Genomic DNA, 19,618 nt, shown 5'->3' on the forward strand with positions numbered 1-19,618 from the left:
CCGTCTTGCCGCCGGCCCGGCCCGAAACAATATCGACTTCCGCCCGTCTCGCGTGTCGCGGCAGCACCCATCACGGCATCAGGCAGGCTCACGACCAGAGGGAAACTTGCATGTCCGAACCGAATTCACTCGCGACCTTCCCGATCACCCGCCGCTGGCCGGCCAGGCACCCGGAGCGACTTCAGCTCTATTCGCTGGCCACCCCGAACGGCATCAAGGTTTCGGTGGCGCTTGAGGAGCTTGGCCTGCCCTACGAGGCCCACAAGGTCTCCTTCGACACGAATGACCAGATGACGCCGGAATTCCTCTCGCTCAACCCGAACAACAAGATCCCCGCGATCATCGATCCGAACGGTCCCGGCGGACAGCCGTTGGCGCTGTTCGAGAGCGGCGCGATCCTGGTCTATCTCGCCGAAAAGACCGGCAAGCTGATGCCGGCCGATGCGCAAGGGCGCTACGAGTGCCTGCAATGGCTGATGTTCCAGATGGGCGGGATCGGGCCGATGTTCGGACAACTCGGCCACTTTCACAAGTTCGCCGCCGACAAGGTCAAGGATCCCTATCCGCGCGAACGCTATGCCGGCGAGGTGCGGCGCCTTCTCGGCGTGCTCGATCAGCGGCTCGACGGCCGCCGCTTCATCATGGGCGAGGAGTATTCCATCGCCGATATCTCGATCTTCCCGTGGATCAACACGCTTGGCGGCTTCTATGGCGCGGGCGAGATCACCGGATTGACGGACAGGGCCAACGTGCAACGCTGGTTCGCCGAATGCATGGCCCGTCCGGCCTCCCAGCGCGGCCTGACCATTCCGGCCTGACCATTCCGGCCTGACCATTCCGATCTGAACAGGCATGAGTGCGGCGGCGGCAACACTCCCGGGGTGGCCGCTGCCGCTTCATTCCTTTCGTCCCACGGCGAGATTTCGAACGATGACGTACCGAACCCGGAACGAAATCACCTTCGCGCGGCTGACGGAGGTTTCCACCGACGAGATAACCGCACATATGAGCGACCCTCGTGTGACCGAGCATATGCCACTGGTGACCGAGCCCTGGAACCGGCAGAGCAGCGAGGCGTTCGTCGCGGCCAAGGAGGCGTGCTGGCAGCGCGACGGCCTTGGCCACTGGGCAATCCTGTGCAATGGCGCCTATGTCGGATGGGGCGGATTCCAGCTGGAAGGCACGGAGTGGGACTTCGGCCTGGTGCTGCGGCCCGGCCGTTTCGGCCTCGGCATCGCAATCACGCACAAGGCGCTGGCCTTCGCCCGAGCCGATCCGCGCATCCCGTTCGTCACCTTCCTGCTGCCGCCCTCGCGCCGCCATCTTCGCGCGCTCGCCCGTCTCGGCGCGACGTTTGTCGGCGAGGTGGATCATGAGGGCTGCGCGTTCCTGAAATTCCGGCTGGAGACAGGCGGAGCGGTGCCGGATCAGGCCGGCATCGGGATCGCCGCACCCGTTTCGGGGATGTCGTAGCCACGCTGCACGGCGGGGCGGCCGGCGACTTCCAGATACCAGCGCCGGACATTGGGATAGCTCGCCAGGTCAATACCCTGCCATTCGAAACGGCTCGCCCATGGCCAGATCGAGATGTCGGCGATGGAATATGCGCCGGCCACGAACTGGTGCTCGGACAGTTGCCGGTCGAGGACCCGGTAGAGGCGCTCCGCCTCCCTTGCGTAGCGCTCTTCCGCATAAGGCGCCTTGCCGGCGTTGAAATGCAGGAAATGATGGGCCTGACCGAGCATCGGGCCGAAACCGCCCATCTGCCACATGAGCCATTCGATGACGCGCAGCCGCTCCGGTCCCTCGCCCGGCAGCAACTTGCCGGTCTTGTCCGCCAGATAGAGCAGGATGGCGCCCGATTCCATCAGGCTGACACCGGCCTCGCGATCGATGATCGCCGGGATCTTGCTGTTCGGGGAAATATGAATGAAGGCAGGCGTGTGCTGCTCCGAATTGGTGATGTCGACCGGGAACACCGCATAGGGCAGTCCGCATTCCTCCAGCATGATGGAAATCTTGCGACCGTTCGGCGTGCTCCAGGTGTACAGATCGATCATCTTCGCGCCTCCATGGGCCGCTCCGCGGCCGCCACTCCTCCCGCCGCGGGCGCTCACGCCCTGCCCGGCGGCAGCGAGGTTGCCCGACCCTGGGGCGTCACGCAAGCATCATACATTCACAGACTTCGAAGCAGGATTGTTCACCTGGCGCGGACAGTGATTTCATCCTCACGCGGTTGATGCGGAGCGCGCTTCGTACGATCTGAAAACCGAGGCCGCGACATGCGGCCGCAGCAATCGAACACCGCTCAACATCGCAGGAGCCCTCCCATGTTTCGTACCAGCGCCGCAGTCCTTGCCACCCTTCTCGCCGCCGCCCCGGCACTCGCCGAGCCCGTCGCCTATGACTTCGACAAGTCCCATGCAAGCCTCGTCTTCTCCTACAACCACCTCGGCTACTCGACGACGGACGGGCGGTTCAACGACTGGAACGGCGAGCTGGTGATCGACCAGGAGACCCCCGCCAACTCCAGGATCGCCATGACCGTCAATGTCGACAGCCTGGCGACCTTCTGGGGCGAGCGCGACGCGCATTTCAAGAGCGCCGACTTCTTCGAGGTCGAGGCTCATCCGACCGCGACCTTTGTCTCGACCAGCGTCGAGAAGACCGGCGAGAACACTCTTTCGGTCGCCGGCGACCTGACCATCAAGGGCATCACCAAGCCGGCCACCTTCACAGTCGACATCAACGCGATCGGCGAGCACCCGATGGCCAAGACCCCGGCTGTCGGCCTCAATGCAAGGACGGTCGTCAAGCGCTCCGACTATGGCATGGACATGTTCGTCCCCTATGTCGGAGACGAGGTGACGATCTCCTTCTCGGCCGAAGCCCTGAAGGCCAAGTAAGCGGGTCTGACAGGCATTGAATGTCCGCGGGAGCGGCCGATATCCGGTCCCGCGGCGACCTCACGACCCGGCAACAGCCCCGACACGGAACGGCCAGGACCATGCAGTATCGCAATACGCCAGGCGGCTATGGAAGCGTCGCCATCGCTTTTCACTGGACAATGGCGGTGCTGATTGCCGGCCTGTTCGTCGCCGGCAAGTACATGACCGGGCTGGATCCGATGGCGCCGGATACTTTCGCGCTCTACCAGTGGCACAAGTCCTTCGGCTTCCTGGTGCTGGCCCTTGCGGTTCTCCGCCTCGCCTGGCGCTTCGCCAACCCGTCCCCGAAGCTTCCGGACGGCATGCCATCGGTGGAGCGGATCGCCGCCCATCTCGGCCATGCCGGACTGTATGCCGTCCTGCTTGGCTTGCCGCTGTCGGGATGGCTGATGGTCTCGGCCTCCCCATGGGGCATTCCGACCGTGTTGTTCGACGTTCTGCCGGTTCCGCATCTGCCCGTTCCGGGGGTGCTCGGCGGCAAGGCCGAAGCCGAAGCCCTGTTGAAGGAACTGCACGAGATTCTCGGTTTCGCACTGCTGGCACTCGTCGTCCTGCATGTGGCGGCGGCGCTGAAGCATCATTTCATCAATCGCGACCCGGTGCTGCGCCGCATGCTCAGCACCGCGCCGGCGAGCGCGGCGAAGAACCGCCCCTCCTGAAACGGACCGAAGACGCCAGTCCGGACAACCGACGAGGCCCCTCATGTTTCGCAAGAACCACCTTTCCCTCATCGCCTGCGTCCTTGTCGCAGCGCTGGTCGCCGCGATGCCCGCAGCCGCCAGTTCCTGGACGGTCGATGCATCGAAGAGCAGCCTGACTTTCGTCGCCAAGCAGAACGGCGCACCGGTCGAGGGACGCTTCGCGGGCTGGAATGCGGAGATCACGCTTGACCCGGAAGCGCCGGAGACGGGGCGCATCCGCGCCGTGATCGACACCGGTTCGGCCGCGACCGGCCAGGGCCAGGTCGACCAGACGCTGGCAAGCGCGGCATGGTTCGATCCGGCCGGTCATCCCGACGCTGTATTTGAATCCGACACAATCACGGCGCTTGGCGAGAACCGTTATGAGGCGGCCGGCACCCTGACCATCAAGGGCACTGCCCGGGAACTCGTCCTGCCCTTCACCCTCGTGGTCGAAGGCGACACGGCCCGGGCGCGGGCCGAAGTGTCGCTGGCGCGCCTCGTCTACGGCATCGGCAGCGACATTCCCGAGACGACCGTTGCCAACGACGTGACCATCCTTCTCGACATCGCGGCCAGCCGCTGAGGCGGCCGGACCGGCACTTTTCCTCCTCATCCGAAATTGTGGGAAAGGCCTGCTTGGCGGGCGGACGAAGGATGGCGTAAAAGGCGGCAAGCATTTCCTGTCCAGCTTCCAGCCAAGGCAAGCCGATGTCCGAGACCAAGACCCCCGACTACCGCCACTCGACGCTCTTCCCGCTTGGCGAGGATCCGACCCCGTACCGGAAGCTGACCGCGGACTTCGTTTCCACGGCAAGCTTCAACGGCGAAGACGTGCTCGTTGTCGATCCGGAGGGCATGCGCCTGCTGGCGGAGGAGGCCTTCGCCGACATCAACCACTATCTGCGCCCCGGCCATCTCGCCCAGCTGCGCAAGATCCTCGACGATCCGGAGGCGACGGAGAACGACAAGTTCGTCGCCTTCGACCTGCTGAAGAACGCCAACATCTCGGCGCATGGCGTGCTGCCGATGTGCCAGGACACCGGCACGGCCATCGTCATGGGCAAGAAGGGTCGCCGGGTGTGGACCGACGGCAGTGACGAGGCGAAGCTCGCGGAAGGCGCACGCGACGCCTATTTCAAGAAGAACCTGCGCTACTCGCAGCTCGCGCCGATCTCCATGTTCGAGGAGAAGAACACCTCGACCAACATGCCGGCGCAGGTCGAGCTCTACAGCGAGGGCGAGGACGCCTACAAGTTCCTGTTCATGGCCAAGGGCGGCGGCTCGGCCAACAAGACCTTCCTCTACCAGGGCACGCCGTCCCTGCTGACGCCGGACCGGCTCGTCGAGTTCATCAAGGAGAAGATCCTGACGCTCGGCACCGCCGCCTGCCCGCCCTATCACCTTGCCATCGTCATCGGCGGCACCTCCGCCGAAATGACGCTGAAGACGGTGAAGCTGGCCTCGGCACGCTATCTCGACGGACTGCCGACCGCCGGCTCCGAACTCGGCCACGCCTTCCGCGACCTCGACATGGAAGAGCAGATCCACAAGCTGACCCAGGCGACCGGCGTCGGCGCACAGTTCGGCGGCAAGTATTTCTGTCACGACGTGCGTGTCATCCGCCTGCCCCGCCACGGGGCCTCGCTGCCGATCGGCATTGGCGTCTCGTGCTCGGCCGACCGTCAGGCACTGGGCAAGATCACCCGCGAAGGCATCTTCCTCGAGGCGCTGGAGCGCGAGCCGGTGAAGTACATGCCGGAAGTGACCGACGAGACGCTGTCCGACCAGGTCGTCAGGATCGACCTGACCCGGCCGATGCCGGAAATCCTCGGTGAACTGTCCCGCCATCCGATCAAGACGCGGCTGTCGCTCACGGGCCCCTTGATCGTTGCCCGTGACCTTGCCCATTCCAAGCTGCGCGAACGGCTGGAAGCAGGCGAACCGCTGCCCGATTATTTCAAGAACCACCCGATCTACTACGCCGGGCCGGCCAAGACGCCCGAAGGCTATGCGTCGGGCTCCTTCGGCCCGACCACTGCCGGACGAATGGATGCCTATGTCGACCAGTTCCAGGCCGCCGGCGGTTCCATGGTGATGCTGGCCAAGGGCAACCGCTCGGCACAGGTGCGCCGCGCCTGCCAGGCGCATGGCGGCTTCTATCTGGGCTCGATCGGCGGACCGGCCGCGCGCCTGGCCCAGGACTGCATCAAGAAGGTGGAAGTGGTCGAGTTCGAGGAACTCGGCATGGAGGCGATCTGGCGGATCGAGGTCGAGGACTTCCCGGCCTTCATCGTCATCGACGACAAGGGCAACGACTTCTTCAAGGAACTGAACCTCGGGTGATACCAGGGCAGGCGCCGCCCTGCCCGTCCGCCCATCGGCCCGAAAAAGACCTCGGCAGTCTCGCCGCATGGTGAAAACTCACGATCATGTGATCGGCGTCACGGCATTGCGGCGGCATTCGGGCAAGCATTGTTGCCATCAACGCCTTTGCATTAACCGCATCGCAAGGGAGAATGGCAACTATCGTTAAGGAGCCACTTTGGCCCGTTTTGTCGATGTTGGCGCAGGCAAGCGCCCGATCGACACTGCAACGTTTCCCGAGCCGGTGGGTTACGGCCGGGAGGCGGCGGGGAGTTTTGGGCTGGTTCGGACGACCACCGGATGGGGAAACCGAGAATGCGTATTTCACATTTGATTGCCGCGGCGCTGGTTGGCGCCGTACTTGCGACGCCGGCCGCGGCGTCGAGCTTCTTCGATCCTGTCACCCGCCAGTGGGTTGACTACAGCGCGCGCGGCGTGACGAGCGGCAAGTCGCCGAACCGCCGCGAACGCGTGCGCTACGAGGGCCCGTATGCCCCCGGCACGATCATCATCGACACCGGCGAACGCCGTCTCTATCACGTGCTGCCCGGCGGCCGTGCGATGAAGTACGGCATCGGCGTCGGCCGCGAGGGCTTCCAGTGGGCCGGCACCCAGCGCATCACGCGCAAGGCCGAGTGGCCGGGCTGGACGCCGCCGCCGCAGATGCGCGCCCGCGAGCGCGCCAAGGGCAAGATCCTTCCGGCGCACATGCCCGGCGGACCGAACAACCCGCTCGGCGCGCGCGCCATGTATCTCGGCTCGTCGCTCTATCGCATCCACGGCTCCAACGAGCCCTGGACGATCGGCACCGCCGTTTCCTCGGGCTGCATCCGCATGGCCAATGACGACGTCGTGCATCTCTACGACAATGTCGATGTCGGCGCGAAGGTGGTGGTCAAGCGCTGAGCCGCATGGCCGGCTGACCCGACGAATGTCGCGGAAATCGCAGAAGGGCCGGCACCGTGCCGGCCCTTTTTCGTTGCAGCTTTCCGGCCCTGCGGGACGTGCTATCCTGTCGCCAGAGGCCCGCAGCGAAAGTGGCAAGGAAACCGTCACATGCGAAAGGGAGCAGTCGCCGGAGGGGGGAGCGCCGCCGCCATCATCCTTGCGGCCGGACTTCTGCAACAGCCGGCCGCGGCGGACGAAGCGCTCGCGGCGCGCGGTGCGGCCCTGTCGAAGCTGCATTGCGCGCGCTGCCATGTCGTCAGCCCGCAGAACCGGATGACCGGCATCTCCTCGACGCCATCCTTCATGATCCTGGTGAAGGCACTGGAGGACTGGCGCGACCGGTTCGAGACCTTCCACGCAAGACTGCCCCATCCGGCGCATCTGCGTTTTTCGCATGATGCCCCGCGTCCCGAAGACCATCCCTCGACCATCGCCGAAGTGATCCTCGAGATCGACGACCTCGAAGCCATCGTCGCCTATGCGGAGAAGCTCAAGGCCGAGAGCGAGTGAACCCGGTCCCTGCCGTCAGCCCAGGACGACGACCTTGGCGCCGACCTGCACGCGATCGTGCAGGTCGATGACATCCTGCTGCCACATGCGAATGCAGCCCGAGGAGGCATTGGTGCCGATGCTGCGCGGCGCGTTGGTGCCGTGGATGCGATAGAGCGTGTCGACATTGCCCTGCCACAGATAGAGCCCGCGCGCGCCGATCGGGTTGCTCGGGCCGCCGTCCTGTCCGTCCCGGTATTTCTCCAGCTTCGGGTCGCGGTCGATCATTTCCGCCGGCGGGAACCATTTCGGCCACTCGCGCTTGAAGCGGATCGTGGCATCGCCCGACCACGCGAACCCGGCCCGGCCAACGCCGATGCCGTAGCGGATCGCCTTGCCGCCCGGCTGGACGAGGTAGAGAAACTTCGACTTCGGGTCGACGACCACGGTGCCGGGCTCGTGCCGCGAGAAATAGCGCACGGTCTGACGCAGGTAGCGCGGATCGAATTCCTTCCAGGGAATGGCCGGAATGTTGAAACCGCCATCCCGTCGTGCTGCATAGGCCAGCGCATAGTTCGGCTGGCCTTCCGGCGTCGCGGACAGCCCGGCATTCTCGATGGCCCTGCTTTTCGTCTGACAGGCGGCCGCCAGAAGCGGAAGGCCGAGAACAAGGCTCCTGCGACTCAGAAGCACGCTGTCCTTGCGCGGATTCAATCGGTCACGCTGCACGTTCCACCCTTTCACGGTGATTCCAACGTGCAAACTATGCCCGTGATTCCATGCATTTGTCGACGCCGCCGCAGATGACGCTGACGGGTTTCCTCCTCTTCAGCGGTCGCGGCTCAGGCCTTTTTCCTCCAGTTCCTTCAGATAGCCGCCCCAAAGCGCTTCCCGCTCGCCGGCCAGCTTGATGAAATAATCCCAGGAGAATATCCCCGAACTGTGCAGGTCATCGAAATGAATGCGCACGGCGTAATTGCCGACCGGTTCGATTTTCATGATGCCGACATCGCGCTTGCCCGGCACCGTCTTGCGTTGCGAGGGGGAATGCCCCTGCACCTCGGCGGACGGCGAGCAGACACGCAGATACTCCGCCGCGTATTCATGGCTCTCGCCGCTGTCGAAACTGACGGTGAGCTGCTTCTTGTCCTTGCTCAGGCGGAGCTCGGTCGGCCAGGGCTTGGTGCTGTCGGTCACGGGTCGGGTCCTTCCCAGATGCACATGTGTCGGGGCGGACGATAGTGCCGACGCGGCGAAGGGCAAGAGGCAAGATCGGTTGCCCGGCTCACTGCGCGCGGACGTCGCAACCCGTGCGCGCTCCAAGGGGTAGTCCGGATTGACGCGGCCCTTCATTCCGCTACCTTGCATGATTACATGAGGGAGGAACCGCGAGCCTCAGGGCCAAGCGGACCGAAGATCGAGAAAGCCGCCGCCCGGTGGCGGCCGAGCGAGGAACATCAGATGTCCCAGCCGATGATCGACCCGTTCGGTCGCACCGTCAGCTACCTGCGCGTTTCCGTCACGGATCGTTGCGATTTCCGCTGCGTCTACTGCATGGCGGAAGACATGACCTTCCTGCCGAAACGCGAAGTGCTTTCGCTCGAGGAGCTGGACCGGCTGTGTTCCGCCTTCATCGAGAAGGGCGTGCGGAAGCTGCGCCTGACCGGCGGCGAACCGCTGGTGCGCAAGAACATCATGAGCCTGATCCGCAGCCTGTCGCGTCATATCGACAGCGGCAAGCTGGAGGAGCTGACGATCACGACGAACGGTTCGCAGCTCGCCCGCTATGCGACCGAACTGTACGACTGCGGTGTCCGCCGCATCAATGTTTCGATCGACACGCTGGATGCCGACCGTTTCAAGGCCATCACCCGTTGGGGCGATCTCGGCAAGGTGATGGACGGCATCCGCGCCGCGACGGCGGCAGGGCTTTCCATCAAGATCAACATGGTTGCGCTCAAGGGCGTCAACGAGCACGAAATCCTGTCGATGGTGGAATGGTGTCACGCCAACGGCTACGATCTCACCCTGATCGAGACGATGCCGCTCGGCGAGATCGACGAGGACCGTACCGACCAGTACCTGCCACTGTCGATGGTGCGCGCACAGCTCGCCGAACAGCTGACGCTGGAAGACATTCCCTACAAGACGGGCGGTCCGGCGCGTTACGTGCGCATCGCGGAGACCGGCGGGCGCCTCGGTTTCATCACGCCGATGACCCACAATTTCTGCGAAAGCTGCAACCGCGTCCGCGTGACCTGCACGGGCATGCTCTACATGTGCCTGGGCCAGGACGACAGCGCCGACCTGCGCGCCCCCCTTCGCGCCTCTGAAAGCGACGAGCAGTTGCACGCGGCCATCGACGAGGCCATCGGTCGCAAGCCGAAGGGGCACGATTTCATCATCGACCGGCGCACCCGACAGCCAGCCGTCACGCGCCACATGAGCGTCACCGGCGGCTGAGACCATGCAAGACGAGGCTCCGCAGGCGCGCCGCAGCACAGGCGGTCTCGACGGCCCGGCCGCCCGCCTGCTCGCCCTTCTGGTGGCGGGCGGCACGCTCGGCGCGATCGTCTGGATCGGGCAGGTCGGTTTTGCGGGCGTTGCGATGACGCCTTTCGCCAATTCCCTGGCAAGCTCCGGCGGGCTGGCCGCCGCCAATCCGGCGCTGGCCGCCTGTCTTGCCGAGCGGGTCGGAGCCGTCGACGAGATGCGGGCCGACAAGGTCATCAATTCCGGCCAGTACGAGGCGTTTCGCGCCCGCGCCGAGAGCTACTGCCAGACACAGTTTCCCGAGCAATAACCGGTTTCCCGGCAATAGCCGGCTGTCCCGGGAAATTCCCGGGCGTGTCGCCTTCCCGTCCGCCTCACCGGAATCGCCCTACTGGAATCGCATCCGACGCCGCGCCGGTCGCGGCGGCTCCACCTGCGGCACCGCCCGGGCCGGGCGCTCGGCCTGCGGGACGAGTGCCGTCTCCATGGCATCTTCAACGCTGACAGGCGCCTCGGCAACGCTCGCCAGCTCGTGCTGCGCGAGAGAGGTCGCGGGCTCTCCGCCGGCATCCGCCGTTTCGCCGATATCAGCCGCTTCGTCGGCATCGGAAGCCTGCCGGTCCCCGGTCAGGCCGGTCTCGCCATCCATGGCGCCGCGCTGCCCGTCACTCCCGGCAAGCTCCGTGGCGGCATCAGCGGTTTCTGCGCCATCCCCGTCCTTGGGTTCCAGCATCCAGCTATACCCCTTGCCCACCTGCCATGATGACTTCAACCCGTCGGCAAGCGTCCGGACGTTGCGAAAGTCCTCGTCGTAGTCGTTGAGCCCGTCGACACAGGCGAGCACCGGGTTGGATCGCCACAGCTTGCGGAGAGCCACGTTTTTCAGCTCCGTTGAAACACCTTTCTTGAGGAAGACCGAATAGTCGCTGTCGAAGGACAGCGTTTCCAGGTCGACCGCCTCGGCCGCTTCCCGGTTCTCCTGCTCGACGCGCGCCGCATCCGCCTGCAGTTCAGCGGTTTGATCGTTCTCGCCATCATTCTCGTCGGCGATGTCGGCTGCATCGTCGCGCGCATCTTCAGACAGTTCCCCGTCCCTGACCGCCTGTTTGCGGCGGGACCAGCGGGACAGGAAGCCCGTTTCGGATTCCCGTGTCATTCCTCGCGCTCCTCCTTGCGTCCAAGCGGGGAAAAGATCGGCTCCTTGCCAAAGATCTGCTTTTCGACCTCGACCCGGTCGCGGCGGCGCTTGCGAAAGGCCGGCGCATCGGGCAGCGAGGCGAGGAACTTCGCCATCCAGGCGACGGTGGCCTTGGGCATCGGCAGCCGGTCAACGATCCCTTCGGCGCTGTCGAGAACGCCTTGCGCCTCGTAAGGATCGGTGGTGATACCGCGCACCCGATAGGCCGGTTCGGCTGCGCCGAGCATCTCATCCAGCATCACCCAGACCGACGGCGCGCCGGTTTCGATGTTGGCGTCATAGGCATCGACCATCTTGTGGTGGAGTTGCAGCACATGCGGAGAGGACAGGTAGCGCCGGCGCCCGTCCTCGTCCGACAGGATCGTCCAACCGTCCGTTGCCGGCGCATCGGCGATCACATCGACCACCGACCATGACCAGTCTGCCCATTTCGAGGTCGACGGCCGGCGCTCCAGCACCACCCCGAAGGACGCGGACACTTCCCTTTGCAAGACGCTCTCCCGTTGTTTCCCGCAAGACGCACGCGCGGCACACCTTCCGATTTTGGGTCCTTACGGAGGGAAAGACAATGGCGAGGTGCAACACCGTTCCACGATGCATGGCCAGTGCCGTGCCCGCCGGCGGCTCCCCGCCGAGTTGAGGGAGGAAATGATTGCAGAACTCGGCTATTGTCACAGGCAAATCAACAAGCGGCACCGGTCGCAAGTTGCCCATCGCAAAGGGCACCGGCCGGCCGTCGCCACGGAGGACCAACATGACGTCGACCAAACCCCGGGTCATGCTGTGCAATTGCGAAAAGACGATGCGTCTCGACCCCTCGCGGATCGCGGGGATCGACGCCGGCACGCCAATCCACACCCAGCTCTGCCGTGCCCAGCTCGACGCTTTCGAGAAAGCACTGGCAACCGGCGAACCCCTCCTGGTCGGCTGCACGCAGGAAGCGCCGCTGTTCGAGGATGTCGCGGAGGAACGGGGCGCGGAACAGGATATCTCCTTCTTCAACATCCGCGAGCGCGCGGGGTGGTGCGACACGGGCACGGACCCGCATCCGAAGATATCGGCCCTGCTTGCCGAAGCCTTGATGCCCTCCGACCCGGCCGCCCTGCGCTCCATAGAATCCGACGGCGTGTGCCTGGTCTATGGCGCCGGCCAGCAAGCGCTTGACGCCGCACTGGCGCTTGAAGGGCGCCTGTCCGTTTCCCTGCTGTTGTCCGATGCAAGCGACATCCTGTTGCCAAGCGTCTTGCCGGTTCCGGTTCATTCGGGGCGCATTCGCGCCGTCGGCGGGGCGCTGGGCTCCTTCTCCGTCACCGTTGACGGCTATGCGCAGATCCTGCCCTCCTCGCGTGGCGCGCCGGCCTTTGCGCTGGCCCGCGACGGGGCCAGGGCCGGCTGCAGCCTGATCCTCGACCTGTCGGGCGGCACTCCGCTGGTGACGGGTCCGGCCAAGCGCGACGGCTATTTCCGCGTCGATCCGAAGGATCCGGCGGCGGTCGCACGCGCGCTGTTCGACATGGCCGACATGGTCGGGACTTTCGAGAAGCCGCAATATGTCACCTATGACGCCTCGATCTGTGCCCACGGGCGATCGGGCAAGACCGGCTGCAGCAACTGCCTCGATGCGTGTCCGGCCGGTGCGATCACCAGCGCGGGCAACGAGATCGTCGTCGATGCCGGGATCTGCGGCGGCTGCGGTTCGTGTGCCGCGCATTGCCCGACGGGTGCCGTGAGCTACCAGTATCCGAACCGGGCAACCCATGTGCGCCGGCTGCAGGCGCTGCTGGGCACCTATCGCGAGGCGGGCGGGCGCGATCCCGTCCTCCTGGTGCATGACGGCGACCACGGGCAGGACCTGATCAACGCGCTGGCGCGCTTCGGCTCGGGGCTGCCGGGCAACGTGCTGCCCGTCAACGTTCATGCCGTGACGCTGTTCGGGCATGACGCAATGCTCGCTTCCGTGCTGGCCGGTGCCCGGAAGATGGTGTTTCTCTGTCCGCCGTCGAAATCCGACGAACTCGATGCGCTGCGCATGGAGATCGAACTTTCCGCCAGCCTGCTTGCCGGAATGGGCTACGCGGCCGAGGGCCTCTTCGAGATCGCCGTGGAAAGCGATCCCGACGCCCTCGCCTCCCGTCTCGCGCCGGTTCGCGGCATGCTGCCGAAGGAAAGCGGCGCCTTCGATCCCGTGGGCGGCAAGCGCGATGTCGCGCGCAGTGCCATTTCCCGCCTCATCGCGCAGGCTCCCGCAACCGCCGACATCATCGCGCTGCCGGCGACGGCGCCCTACGGGCGCATCGCCATCGACGCCGAGGGCTGCACGCTCTGTCTTGCCTGCGTGTCTTCCTGTCCGGTGAACGCGCTTGCCGACAACCCGGACAAGCCGCAGGTGAGCCTGACGGAAGCGGCCTGCGTGCAATGCGGGCTGTGCGAGGCGACCTGTCCGGAAAGCGTCATCACGCTGGAGCCGCGCTACAATGCCTCTCCGGCGGCAATGCGGCCGGTGGTGCTGCACGAGGAGGAGCCGGCCACCTGCACCTCCTGCGGCAAGCCGTTCGGCACGAAGTCTTCCATCGCGCGCATTCGCGAAAAGCTCTCCGGCAAGCACTGGATGTTCCAGCGCGAGGACCAGATCGCCCTGATCGAGATGTGCGACGATTGCCGCATCTCGGCGCAGTGGGAGATGGACGACACGCCGCTTCGCGGCGGTGCCCGGCCGCGCATGGTCACGACCGACGACTATCTGTTGCCGGACGGGGCTGCACTGACGGCCGATGATTTCCTGAAGGAGAACTGACGCCTCACGGCGCAAAACGACACAAGGGGGCGGAGGACCGGTCGTCCTCCGCCCCCCTGGCGACTGTGCGGGAGATGCGCTCAGGCGTGACCGGCAGGCGGATCCAGCTCCGGATCGGCAAGGTTCTGGCGCAGCATTTCGGTGTACTGCTCCACCATGCCGGTGACGAATTCCTCATGGTCCTCGACCTCGATCACCGCCTTGGCGACATGGGCGTTGTAGCGGGCGGCAGCCCACAGAAACGCCAGGTGCAGGTCGGTGGCCGGGATCTTGCGGTTCTCGCGGTTGGCCACCTCGATGAATTTCGCGGCAACCTGCAGGAACCCCGTTGTGTCGAGCGATCCTTCGGCGCGGGCGGCGCGCCGGTCCTGTCTGTTCGCCATACGGCCCAAATTCCTTTCCTTGAAGCAGTCGAACGCGCGCTGCTCACGTCACCTCGAACCATGCCATCATGCCGGCCGCCTGATGCTCCAGCATGTGGCAATGGACCATCCACTTGCCCGGATTGTCCGCGACGAAGGCGATCTCGACGCGCTCCTCCGGGTCCGTCAGCACCGTATCGCGCCACTCCTCGCGCGTCACCTCCTCGCCATTGCGGGACAGGACGCGGAAGTGATGGCCGTGGACATGAATGGCGTGCGGCCACCTCGTGTCGTTGACGATCGGAATGCGCACGGTTCGGCCACGTGCAACCTTGAAAAGCGCTGCATCGTGATGGCTGCCGGCGATGCCGTTGAAGGACCACATCCTGCCGGCCTCGACCAGTTCCCGCATGCCCTTTCGTTCGCCATGCAGCATCGCCTCCCGCATGCCTCCCATGGCCCCGCCCTCCATCAGGAGGTCGACGGACAGCGCATCGCGCATGTCGAACGCCTTCGGCACCGGGTTCGCCGGCAGGGCAATGTCGGCCGGCAGTGCTGCCGTTCGCTCGATCGCCGGACCCGCCGCGACAATCTCGCAGGCGGTGAAGGGGCCCCTCGAGACCTCGTCGATCTTGAAAACCTGCTCCTCTTGCGGGAGGTCGACGATCAGGTCGCAGCGCTGTGACGGCGCGATCCGAAGCGTTTCCTCCTCCAGGAGACGGGGCGCAACCGGTTGTCCGTCGAGTGCGATCACGCGCGGCGCGAGACCGGCAAAGCGCAGGTTGAGCACCCGGGCATTGGCGGTGTTGAGGATCCGCAGGCGCAGGCGTTCACCCGGACGGGCGCTCTCACGCAGATACGGCCGGGCATTGACGGTCAGCACGTTGCCCAGCCGGCCGGCATGGGCCCAGTCGTGCATCGCACCAAGACTCGCGGTGTCGATCTGCCGCTCGTCATCGAGCCGCCAGTCGTCGAAGGCGAAAACCACGTCGCGGTCATAGGCCTTTGCCCCCGGCTCCTCGACGATCAGCACACCGTAGAGCCCGCGCGCCAGTTGCTCCCAGCTCCGGTTGTGAGGATGATACCAATAGGTTCCGGCATCGGGAGCGCGAACGAGATACTCGAACTCCGCGCCCGGTTCGACCGGATCCTGCGTCAGGCCGGCGACGCCGTCATACCGGTTGTCGATGCGGATGCCGTGCCAATGCACCGTGGTCGGCTGCTCCAGGTGATTGCGGAAGCGGACCTTCAGCGTCTCGCCCTGCGGGATGCGCAGGACCGGCCCCGGGACGCCGCCGTCATAGCCCCAGATATCGGCGAGCGGACCGCCCTCCTCCCACAGCGAAGCCTTGCCCGGACGGGCCGTCAGTTCCCGCCAGCCATCCGGGCCAGCGAAGGCCCGACGCGGCAGCAGCGCAGCCGCACCGACAGCCGCACCGCCTGCCAGAAAGTGGCGCCGGGCAAGGGAAAGGCCTGTCGTCATGATCGCATCCATCCACCTGTCGCGCCGACCGCAGGGGCCAGCCGGAGCATGACGCGGTCCACAGGGCATGATGCGCCAGTTGCAAGCCTCAGTCGACGGTTTCCAGCAACAGGGCGGCAATGCCGGCGAGAACCGCGATCACGCAGGCCACGGCCATGACGAGAACCAGCGGCCAGATCGTCCCCGGCCACAACACGCCTGACAGGAGCCAGCCGGACAGTGCCGAGGTGACGGCGCCGGCCCCGATCTGCATGCTGCCGGTCAGGCCGGAGGCAGCGCCGGCAAGATCCGGGCGCACGCTCACCGCTCCGGCAATGGCATTGGGCAGCGACATGCCGTTTCCAACGCCAACGAAAAACATCGGGCCGAACAGGGCCAGCGGATGCAGCAGCCCGCTCCAGAAGAAGAAGGCAATGGTGGCGACCGCCAGCGCAAGCACGCTGTTGCCGCTGGTGATCATGCGGCCGATGCCGATACGGCCCGAAAAGCGGCCGGAAACCCAGTTGCCGGCCATGTAGCCGGCGGCGACAAGCATGAAATAGAGCCCGTAGGTCGACGGCGTCATGTGCAGCAGCTCGGCGGCGATGAAGGGAGCCCCGCCCAGGAAGGAGAAGAACACCGCCGAGGTGAACGCCGATGTCATGGCGTAGCTGACGAAGACCGGCGAGCGGACCAGGGCCGCGTAACTGCGCGCCAGCCCGGCCAAGCCTCCGCCCGAGACGCGGTTGTGGTTGGTTTCGTGCAGTTCGAACCAGGACCAGATGAATACGAGAATGCCAAGCACCACCATCAGGTAGGAACTGGTGCGCCATCCGAAATTCTCGTCCAGCGTGCCACCGAGCACAGGTCCGATCATCGGCGCCACCGCGAGACCCATGGTCACGTAACCGATCATGCTCGCGGCCTGGCTGCGATCATAAAGGTCGCGGACAATGGCGCGTCCGAGCACGATGCCCGAGCAGCCGCCGACGGCCTGCAGAACCCGGCCGACCAGCATCACCTCGATCGTGTTCGAGAGCGCGCAGACCACGCTTCCAACGACAAAGATCGCAAGTCCCCACAGGAGAACGGGACGGCGCCCGTGCCGGTCCGACAGGGGACCGATGCCAATCTGCGCGACGGCGACCGCCGCCAGGTAGAGCGACAGCGTGAGCTGAGCCATCCCCGCTGTCGTTCCGAAGATGCCGACAAGGGTCGGCATCGACGGCAGGTAGATATTGAGGGCCAGCGGGTTGACTGCGGAAACGGCGACGAGAAGCGCAATCGACGGACGACGCTCGGCCAGTGCCGAGGAAACACTCTTTGTCATGTGAACTGCTTTGTGGTCGGCGCCACATGCCGGTTCAGGATCCGGCCGCGCCATCGTATGAACACCTGGCAGGTAGGGTTATCGGCCCGGATCGGCCGGGTCAAACGCCAACATCGCGGCGACGACGGCTTCCGCAGCGTCTTCCTGCAAAAGATGCCCCGCCGACGGAACCCGAATGAGCGGGCGGGTGGAAATGCGGGCCGCGAGCCGCTCGCCGGTCTCGACGGGGATCCAGGCGTCCTCCTCTCCCCAAAGCACCTGCACGGGACACTCGAGCGGCGCGTAAAGCGGTTCGATCTCGTCGGTGTGACGCTGGTCCATCTGGGCAATCTGCCGGTAGAACCCCGCCTGCCCCGTTTCACCCTGCCACGGCGCCATGTGGACGGTCAGCGCTTCTTCCGACAGGGGCCTGTGGGCCGCCCCCTGGATATAGGCGCGCAGCAAGGCGTCATGCGCATAGGCCGGCAGTCCGGCGAAGGCCTCCTCGTGCTTGCGCACATGAGCGACGAACGGCGATCCCCACGGGCTGAGCGCAACCGCGTCGAAGATCGTCAGGGAGCGATAGCGCAGCCCGTCGAGATAGTAGCCTCGCAGCGCGGTCGCCCCGCCGAAATCGTGACAGAGCACATCCGGACGATCCAGGTTCCAATGACGGAAAAGCGAGGCGAGAAGGCGGTTCTGGACGGCGAGCGAAACATCCTGCCCCTCCGCCATCTCCGAAAGGCCGTACCCGGCAAGGTCGAAGTAATGAACCTTCCAGCGAGAGGCCAGCCAGGGCGCGATCCGGCGCCAGACCTGCGAGGAAAACGGCGTGCCGTGGATGAGGACAAGCGGCGGGCCCTCTCCGATCGTGCCCCAGGCAATCCGCCGGCCCTCAAAATCATGCATCCTGTCGAGGGTCAGCATGGTGGCTCCTTTTCATATTGTCATTTAGCTAAATAACAATATGATGGCCGCATGCAAGACAGGTCAACCCAGATCAGGGCATTTTCCAGCGAGCAGCGACTGGAAATCCTGAGGCTCCTGAAAACGCCGGAAGTGCACTTCGCCGGTCAGTGGTCGGCCGACCCGGCCGAGTTCGGCGTCTGCATGATGCTGATTGCCGAGGCGCTCGGCGTTGCCCAGCCAACGGCAAGCCGCCATGTCGACCTGCTGCGCCAGGCGGGCTTCATCACCGTGCATCGCAAGGGCAAGTGGGTCTATTGCCGAAGGCAGGAGGAGGCCCTCGGTGACTTTCTGGCGTGGATTTCCGAAACCCTCGGCACGGACGCACCGTCCGCCTGACGCCACACGAGTTCCGGAAGCGCCAAGGCAGGCGACCGGGTCACCTGCCTTGGCGGGTTTCTTCCGTTCTGCGCCCGCCCCTCACCTTGCAAAGACGCGCCGCAGCATGGTGCGAACCGCTTCGGCGCGCTGCCGGCGGCCTCGCCGGGTGAGGCAATTGATCTCGTCCGCTGTCAGGTTCATCGGGTCGAGCCGGGCGATATCGAGAGGGGTCATGATGGTTCTCCGTTGCGGCCGGACGTTGGCCGGCATCTACTGGAGATAAAATGCCTGATTGCGATATCGGCGACAAACGCGTATTTTTCCGAAGTCGAAACAAAAAATTTGATGTCAAATGCGCTATAACATTCCTGCGATAAACGCCTTGCGGGTGTTCGAGGCGGTAGCCCGCCACATGAGCTTTCAGCAGGCTGCGGACGAGTTGCATCTGACGCCGTCAGCCTTGAGCTATCAGATCCGCACATTGGAGGAACACCTCGGCCAGCCGCTCTTCGTGCGCGGCAATCGGGCGATCTCGCTCACATCCGGCGGCCGCAAGCTGCTTCCGGCCGTCGAGGATGCGCTGGAACGGATCGTCGAGGGCATTTCGGCGATCTCGGCAAGTCCCGACAACAACCGGCTGATCGTCTCAAGCGGCCCGGCCTTCGCGGCCAAATGGCTGGCGCCCAAGCTGCGGCGGTTTGTCGATGCCTATCCCGACATCGAGCTGCTGGTGTCCGCCAACCTGCGCAATGTCGACTTCGCGCGGGACGATGCCGATGTCGGCATCCGTTTCGGGCTGGGCGACTATCCGGGGCTCGAGGTCGAACCGCTGGTCGACGAGGCCGCGCTGCCGCTCTGCGCGCCCGACATGGCGGCGCGGCTGAAGACACCGGCCGATCTCGCCTCGGTCACGTTGCTCCATGACGACAGCATCCGGCATCTCGCCGACGCTCCGAGCTGGCCGCGCTGGCTCAAGCTTGCCGGGGAAACCGGCGTCGATGCCACCAAGGGCCTGCGCTTCACCCATGCCGACCACGGACTCGATGCCGCGATAGAAGGTGCCGGCGTCGTGCTTGGCCGGCGAAGCCTGTCGGAAGCGGATATCCGGCACGGGCGTTTGGTCGCGCCCTTCGACCTCGAGCTGCCGATCCGCCCGAGGTTTTATCTTGTCGGCCCGCCGGCGGCGTTTCGCCTGCGCAAGGTCATGGCCTTTCGCGACTGGCTGCGCAGCGAGATCGCGGCCTGCGGGACCGCCCCCGGCACTGCCTCTGCCGGCTAGTT

At 65.3% G+C, this 19,618-nt stretch carries 23 protein-coding genes; 13 read left to right on the plus strand and 10 right to left on the minus strand.

Annotated features, from left to right (window positions below; translation table 11 throughout):
* The first annotated feature begins 110 nt into the window (after positions 1–110).
* Together ACN0T5_RS11095 and ACN0T5_RS11100 are read left to right on the plus strand one after the other, a co-directional pair.
* Positions 111–818 (plus strand): glutathione S-transferase N-terminal domain-containing protein, encoded by a 708-nt coding sequence (locus ACN0T5_RS11095; protein ID WP_417768696.1) that lies wholly within the window; start codon positions 111–113, stop codon positions 816–818.
* A gap of 112 nt (positions 819–930) precedes the next feature.
* A complete protein-coding gene (locus ACN0T5_RS11100) occupies positions 931–1,473 on the plus strand; it encodes a GNAT family N-acetyltransferase (RefSeq protein WP_417768697.1) in 543 nt (180 codons plus the stop codon).
* On the opposite strand, the gene ACN0T5_RS11105 is transcribed toward ACN0T5_RS11100, so the two are convergent.
* Positions 1,428–2,060, minus strand: a complete 633-nt coding sequence (locus ACN0T5_RS11105) for a glutathione S-transferase family protein (protein ID WP_417768698.1) — start codon at positions 2,058–2,060, stop codon at positions 1,428–1,430. The genes ACN0T5_RS11100 and ACN0T5_RS11105 overlap by 46 nt on opposite strands.
* Positions 2,061–2,330: 270 nt before the next feature.
* Between ACN0T5_RS11105 and ACN0T5_RS11110 the strand changes: the two genes are divergently transcribed.
* From ACN0T5_RS11110 to ACN0T5_RS11135, 6 genes are all read left to right on the plus strand, one after another.
* Positions 2,331–2,906, plus strand: a complete 576-nt coding sequence (locus tag ACN0T5_RS11110; protein WP_417768699.1) for a YceI family protein — start codon at positions 2,331–2,333, stop codon at positions 2,904–2,906.
* 101 nt (positions 2,907–3,007) lie between these two features.
* Positions 3,008–3,607 (plus strand): cytochrome b, encoded by a 600-nt coding sequence (locus ACN0T5_RS11115; protein WP_417768700.1) that lies wholly within the window; start codon positions 3,008–3,010, stop codon positions 3,605–3,607.
* Between the two features lie 43 nt (positions 3,608–3,650).
* Positions 3,651–4,214, plus strand: a complete 564-nt coding sequence (locus ACN0T5_RS11120) for a YceI family protein (protein WP_417768701.1) — start codon at positions 3,651–3,653, stop codon at positions 4,212–4,214.
* A 125-nt stretch (positions 4,215–4,339) separates the two neighbouring features.
* Positions 4,340–5,974 carry a fumarate hydratase gene (locus ACN0T5_RS11125; protein WP_417768702.1) on the plus strand — a complete coding sequence of 545 codons (1,635 nt, stop codon included), beginning with the start codon at positions 4,340–4,342 and terminating at the stop codon, positions 5,972–5,974.
* Between the two features lie 336 nt (positions 5,975–6,310).
* Positions 6,311–6,901 carry a L,D-transpeptidase gene (locus ACN0T5_RS11130; protein ID WP_417768703.1) on the plus strand — a complete coding sequence of 197 codons (591 nt, stop codon included), beginning with the start codon at positions 6,311–6,313 and terminating at the stop codon, positions 6,899–6,901.
* A 150-nt stretch (positions 6,902–7,051) separates the two neighbouring features.
* A complete protein-coding gene (locus tag ACN0T5_RS11135) occupies positions 7,052–7,453 on the plus strand; it encodes a hypothetical protein (protein ID WP_417768704.1) in 402 nt (133 codons plus the stop codon).
* Positions 7,454–7,468: 15 nt separating this feature from the next.
* On the opposite strand, the gene ACN0T5_RS11140 is transcribed toward ACN0T5_RS11135, so the two are convergent.
* Positions 7,469–8,125, minus strand: coding sequence for a L,D-transpeptidase (locus ACN0T5_RS11140; RefSeq protein WP_417768705.1), 657 nt, complete (start codon positions 8,123–8,125; stop codon positions 7,469–7,471).
* A gap of 135 nt (positions 8,126–8,260) precedes the next feature.
* Positions 8,261–8,629 (minus strand): gamma-butyrobetaine hydroxylase-like domain-containing protein, encoded by a 369-nt coding sequence (locus ACN0T5_RS11145; protein ID WP_417768706.1) that lies wholly within the window; start codon positions 8,627–8,629, stop codon positions 8,261–8,263.
* Positions 8,630–8,893: 264 nt separating this feature from the next.
* Between ACN0T5_RS11145 and moaA the strand changes: the two genes are divergently transcribed.
* Positions 8,894–9,895, plus strand: a complete 1,002-nt coding sequence (moaA, locus tag ACN0T5_RS11150) for a GTP 3',8-cyclase MoaA (protein ID WP_417768707.1) — start codon at positions 8,894–8,896, stop codon at positions 9,893–9,895.
* A 4-nt stretch (positions 9,896–9,899) separates the two neighbouring features.
* On the plus strand, positions 9,900–10,235 hold the full coding sequence (locus ACN0T5_RS11155; RefSeq protein ID WP_417768708.1) for a hypothetical protein: 336 nt from the start codon (positions 9,900–9,902) through the stop codon (positions 10,233–10,235).
* Between the two features lie 78 nt (positions 10,236–10,313).
* Here the strand turns inward: ACN0T5_RS11155 and ACN0T5_RS11160 are convergent, their stop codons facing one another.
* Positions 10,314–11,081: a DUF3306 domain-containing protein gene (locus ACN0T5_RS11160; RefSeq protein WP_417768709.1), complete on the minus strand. Its 768-nt coding sequence runs from the start codon at positions 11,079–11,081 to the stop codon at positions 10,314–10,316.
* A complete protein-coding gene (locus tag ACN0T5_RS11165) occupies positions 11,078–11,614 on the minus strand; it encodes a DUF3305 domain-containing protein (protein WP_417768710.1) in 537 nt (178 codons plus the stop codon). Before ACN0T5_RS11165 ends, ACN0T5_RS11160 begins: the two co-directional genes overlap by 4 nt.
* 263 nt (positions 11,615–11,877) lie before the next feature.
* Here ACN0T5_RS11165 and ACN0T5_RS11170 point away from each other — a divergent pair, with 263 nt between their 5' ends.
* Positions 11,878–13,917 (plus strand): 4Fe-4S dicluster domain-containing protein, encoded by a 2,040-nt coding sequence (locus tag ACN0T5_RS11170; protein WP_417768711.1) that lies wholly within the window; start codon positions 11,878–11,880, stop codon positions 13,915–13,917.
* Between the two features lie 80 nt (positions 13,918–13,997).
* Here the strand turns inward: ACN0T5_RS11170 and ACN0T5_RS11175 are convergent, their stop codons facing one another.
* The 4 genes from ACN0T5_RS11175 to ACN0T5_RS11190 all read right to left on the minus strand — a co-directional run bounded on the left by ACN0T5_RS11175 (position 13,998) and on the right by ACN0T5_RS11190 (position 17,977).
* Positions 13,998–14,300 carry a DUF3144 domain-containing protein gene (locus ACN0T5_RS11175; protein WP_417768712.1) on the minus strand — a complete coding sequence of 101 codons (303 nt, stop codon included), beginning with the start codon at positions 14,298–14,300 and terminating at the stop codon, positions 13,998–14,000.
* A gap of 43 nt (positions 14,301–14,343) precedes the next feature.
* Positions 14,344–15,762: a multicopper oxidase family protein gene (locus tag ACN0T5_RS11180; protein WP_417768713.1), complete on the minus strand. Its 1,419-nt coding sequence runs from the start codon at positions 15,760–15,762 to the stop codon at positions 14,344–14,346.
* An 88-nt stretch (positions 15,763–15,850) separates the two neighbouring features.
* Positions 15,851–17,071 (minus strand): multidrug effflux MFS transporter, encoded by a 1,221-nt coding sequence (locus ACN0T5_RS11185; RefSeq protein WP_417768714.1) that lies wholly within the window; start codon positions 17,069–17,071, stop codon positions 15,851–15,853.
* A gap of 78 nt (positions 17,072–17,149) precedes the next feature.
* Positions 17,150–17,977 (minus strand): alpha/beta fold hydrolase, encoded by an 828-nt coding sequence (locus tag ACN0T5_RS11190; RefSeq protein ID WP_417768715.1) that lies wholly within the window; start codon positions 17,975–17,977, stop codon positions 17,150–17,152.
* 51 nt (positions 17,978–18,028) lie between these two features.
* On the opposite strand from ACN0T5_RS11190, the gene ACN0T5_RS11195 reads away from it, so the two are divergent.
* Complete coding sequence (locus ACN0T5_RS11195) at positions 18,029–18,355, plus strand: ArsR/SmtB family transcription factor (RefSeq protein ID WP_417768716.1); 327 nt, start codon at positions 18,029–18,031, stop codon at positions 18,353–18,355.
* An 81-nt stretch (positions 18,356–18,436) separates the two neighbouring features.
* Here ACN0T5_RS11195 and ACN0T5_RS11200 read toward each other — a convergent pair whose 3' ends face one another.
* Positions 18,437–18,571: a hypothetical protein gene (locus tag ACN0T5_RS11200; RefSeq protein ID WP_417768717.1), complete on the minus strand. Its 135-nt coding sequence runs from the start codon at positions 18,569–18,571 to the stop codon at positions 18,437–18,439.
* Between the two features lie 118 nt (positions 18,572–18,689).
* Between ACN0T5_RS11200 and gcvA the strand changes: the two genes are divergently transcribed.
* Positions 18,690–19,616, plus strand: a complete 927-nt coding sequence (gene gcvA / locus ACN0T5_RS11205) for a transcriptional regulator GcvA (protein ID WP_417768718.1) — start codon at positions 18,690–18,692, stop codon at positions 19,614–19,616.
* Positions 19,617–19,618 lie beyond the last annotated feature (2 nt).

The sequence above is a fragment of the Stappia sp. genome (assembly GCF_048261845.1).
GTDB lineage: Bacteria > Pseudomonadota > Alphaproteobacteria > Rhizobiales > Stappiaceae > Stappia.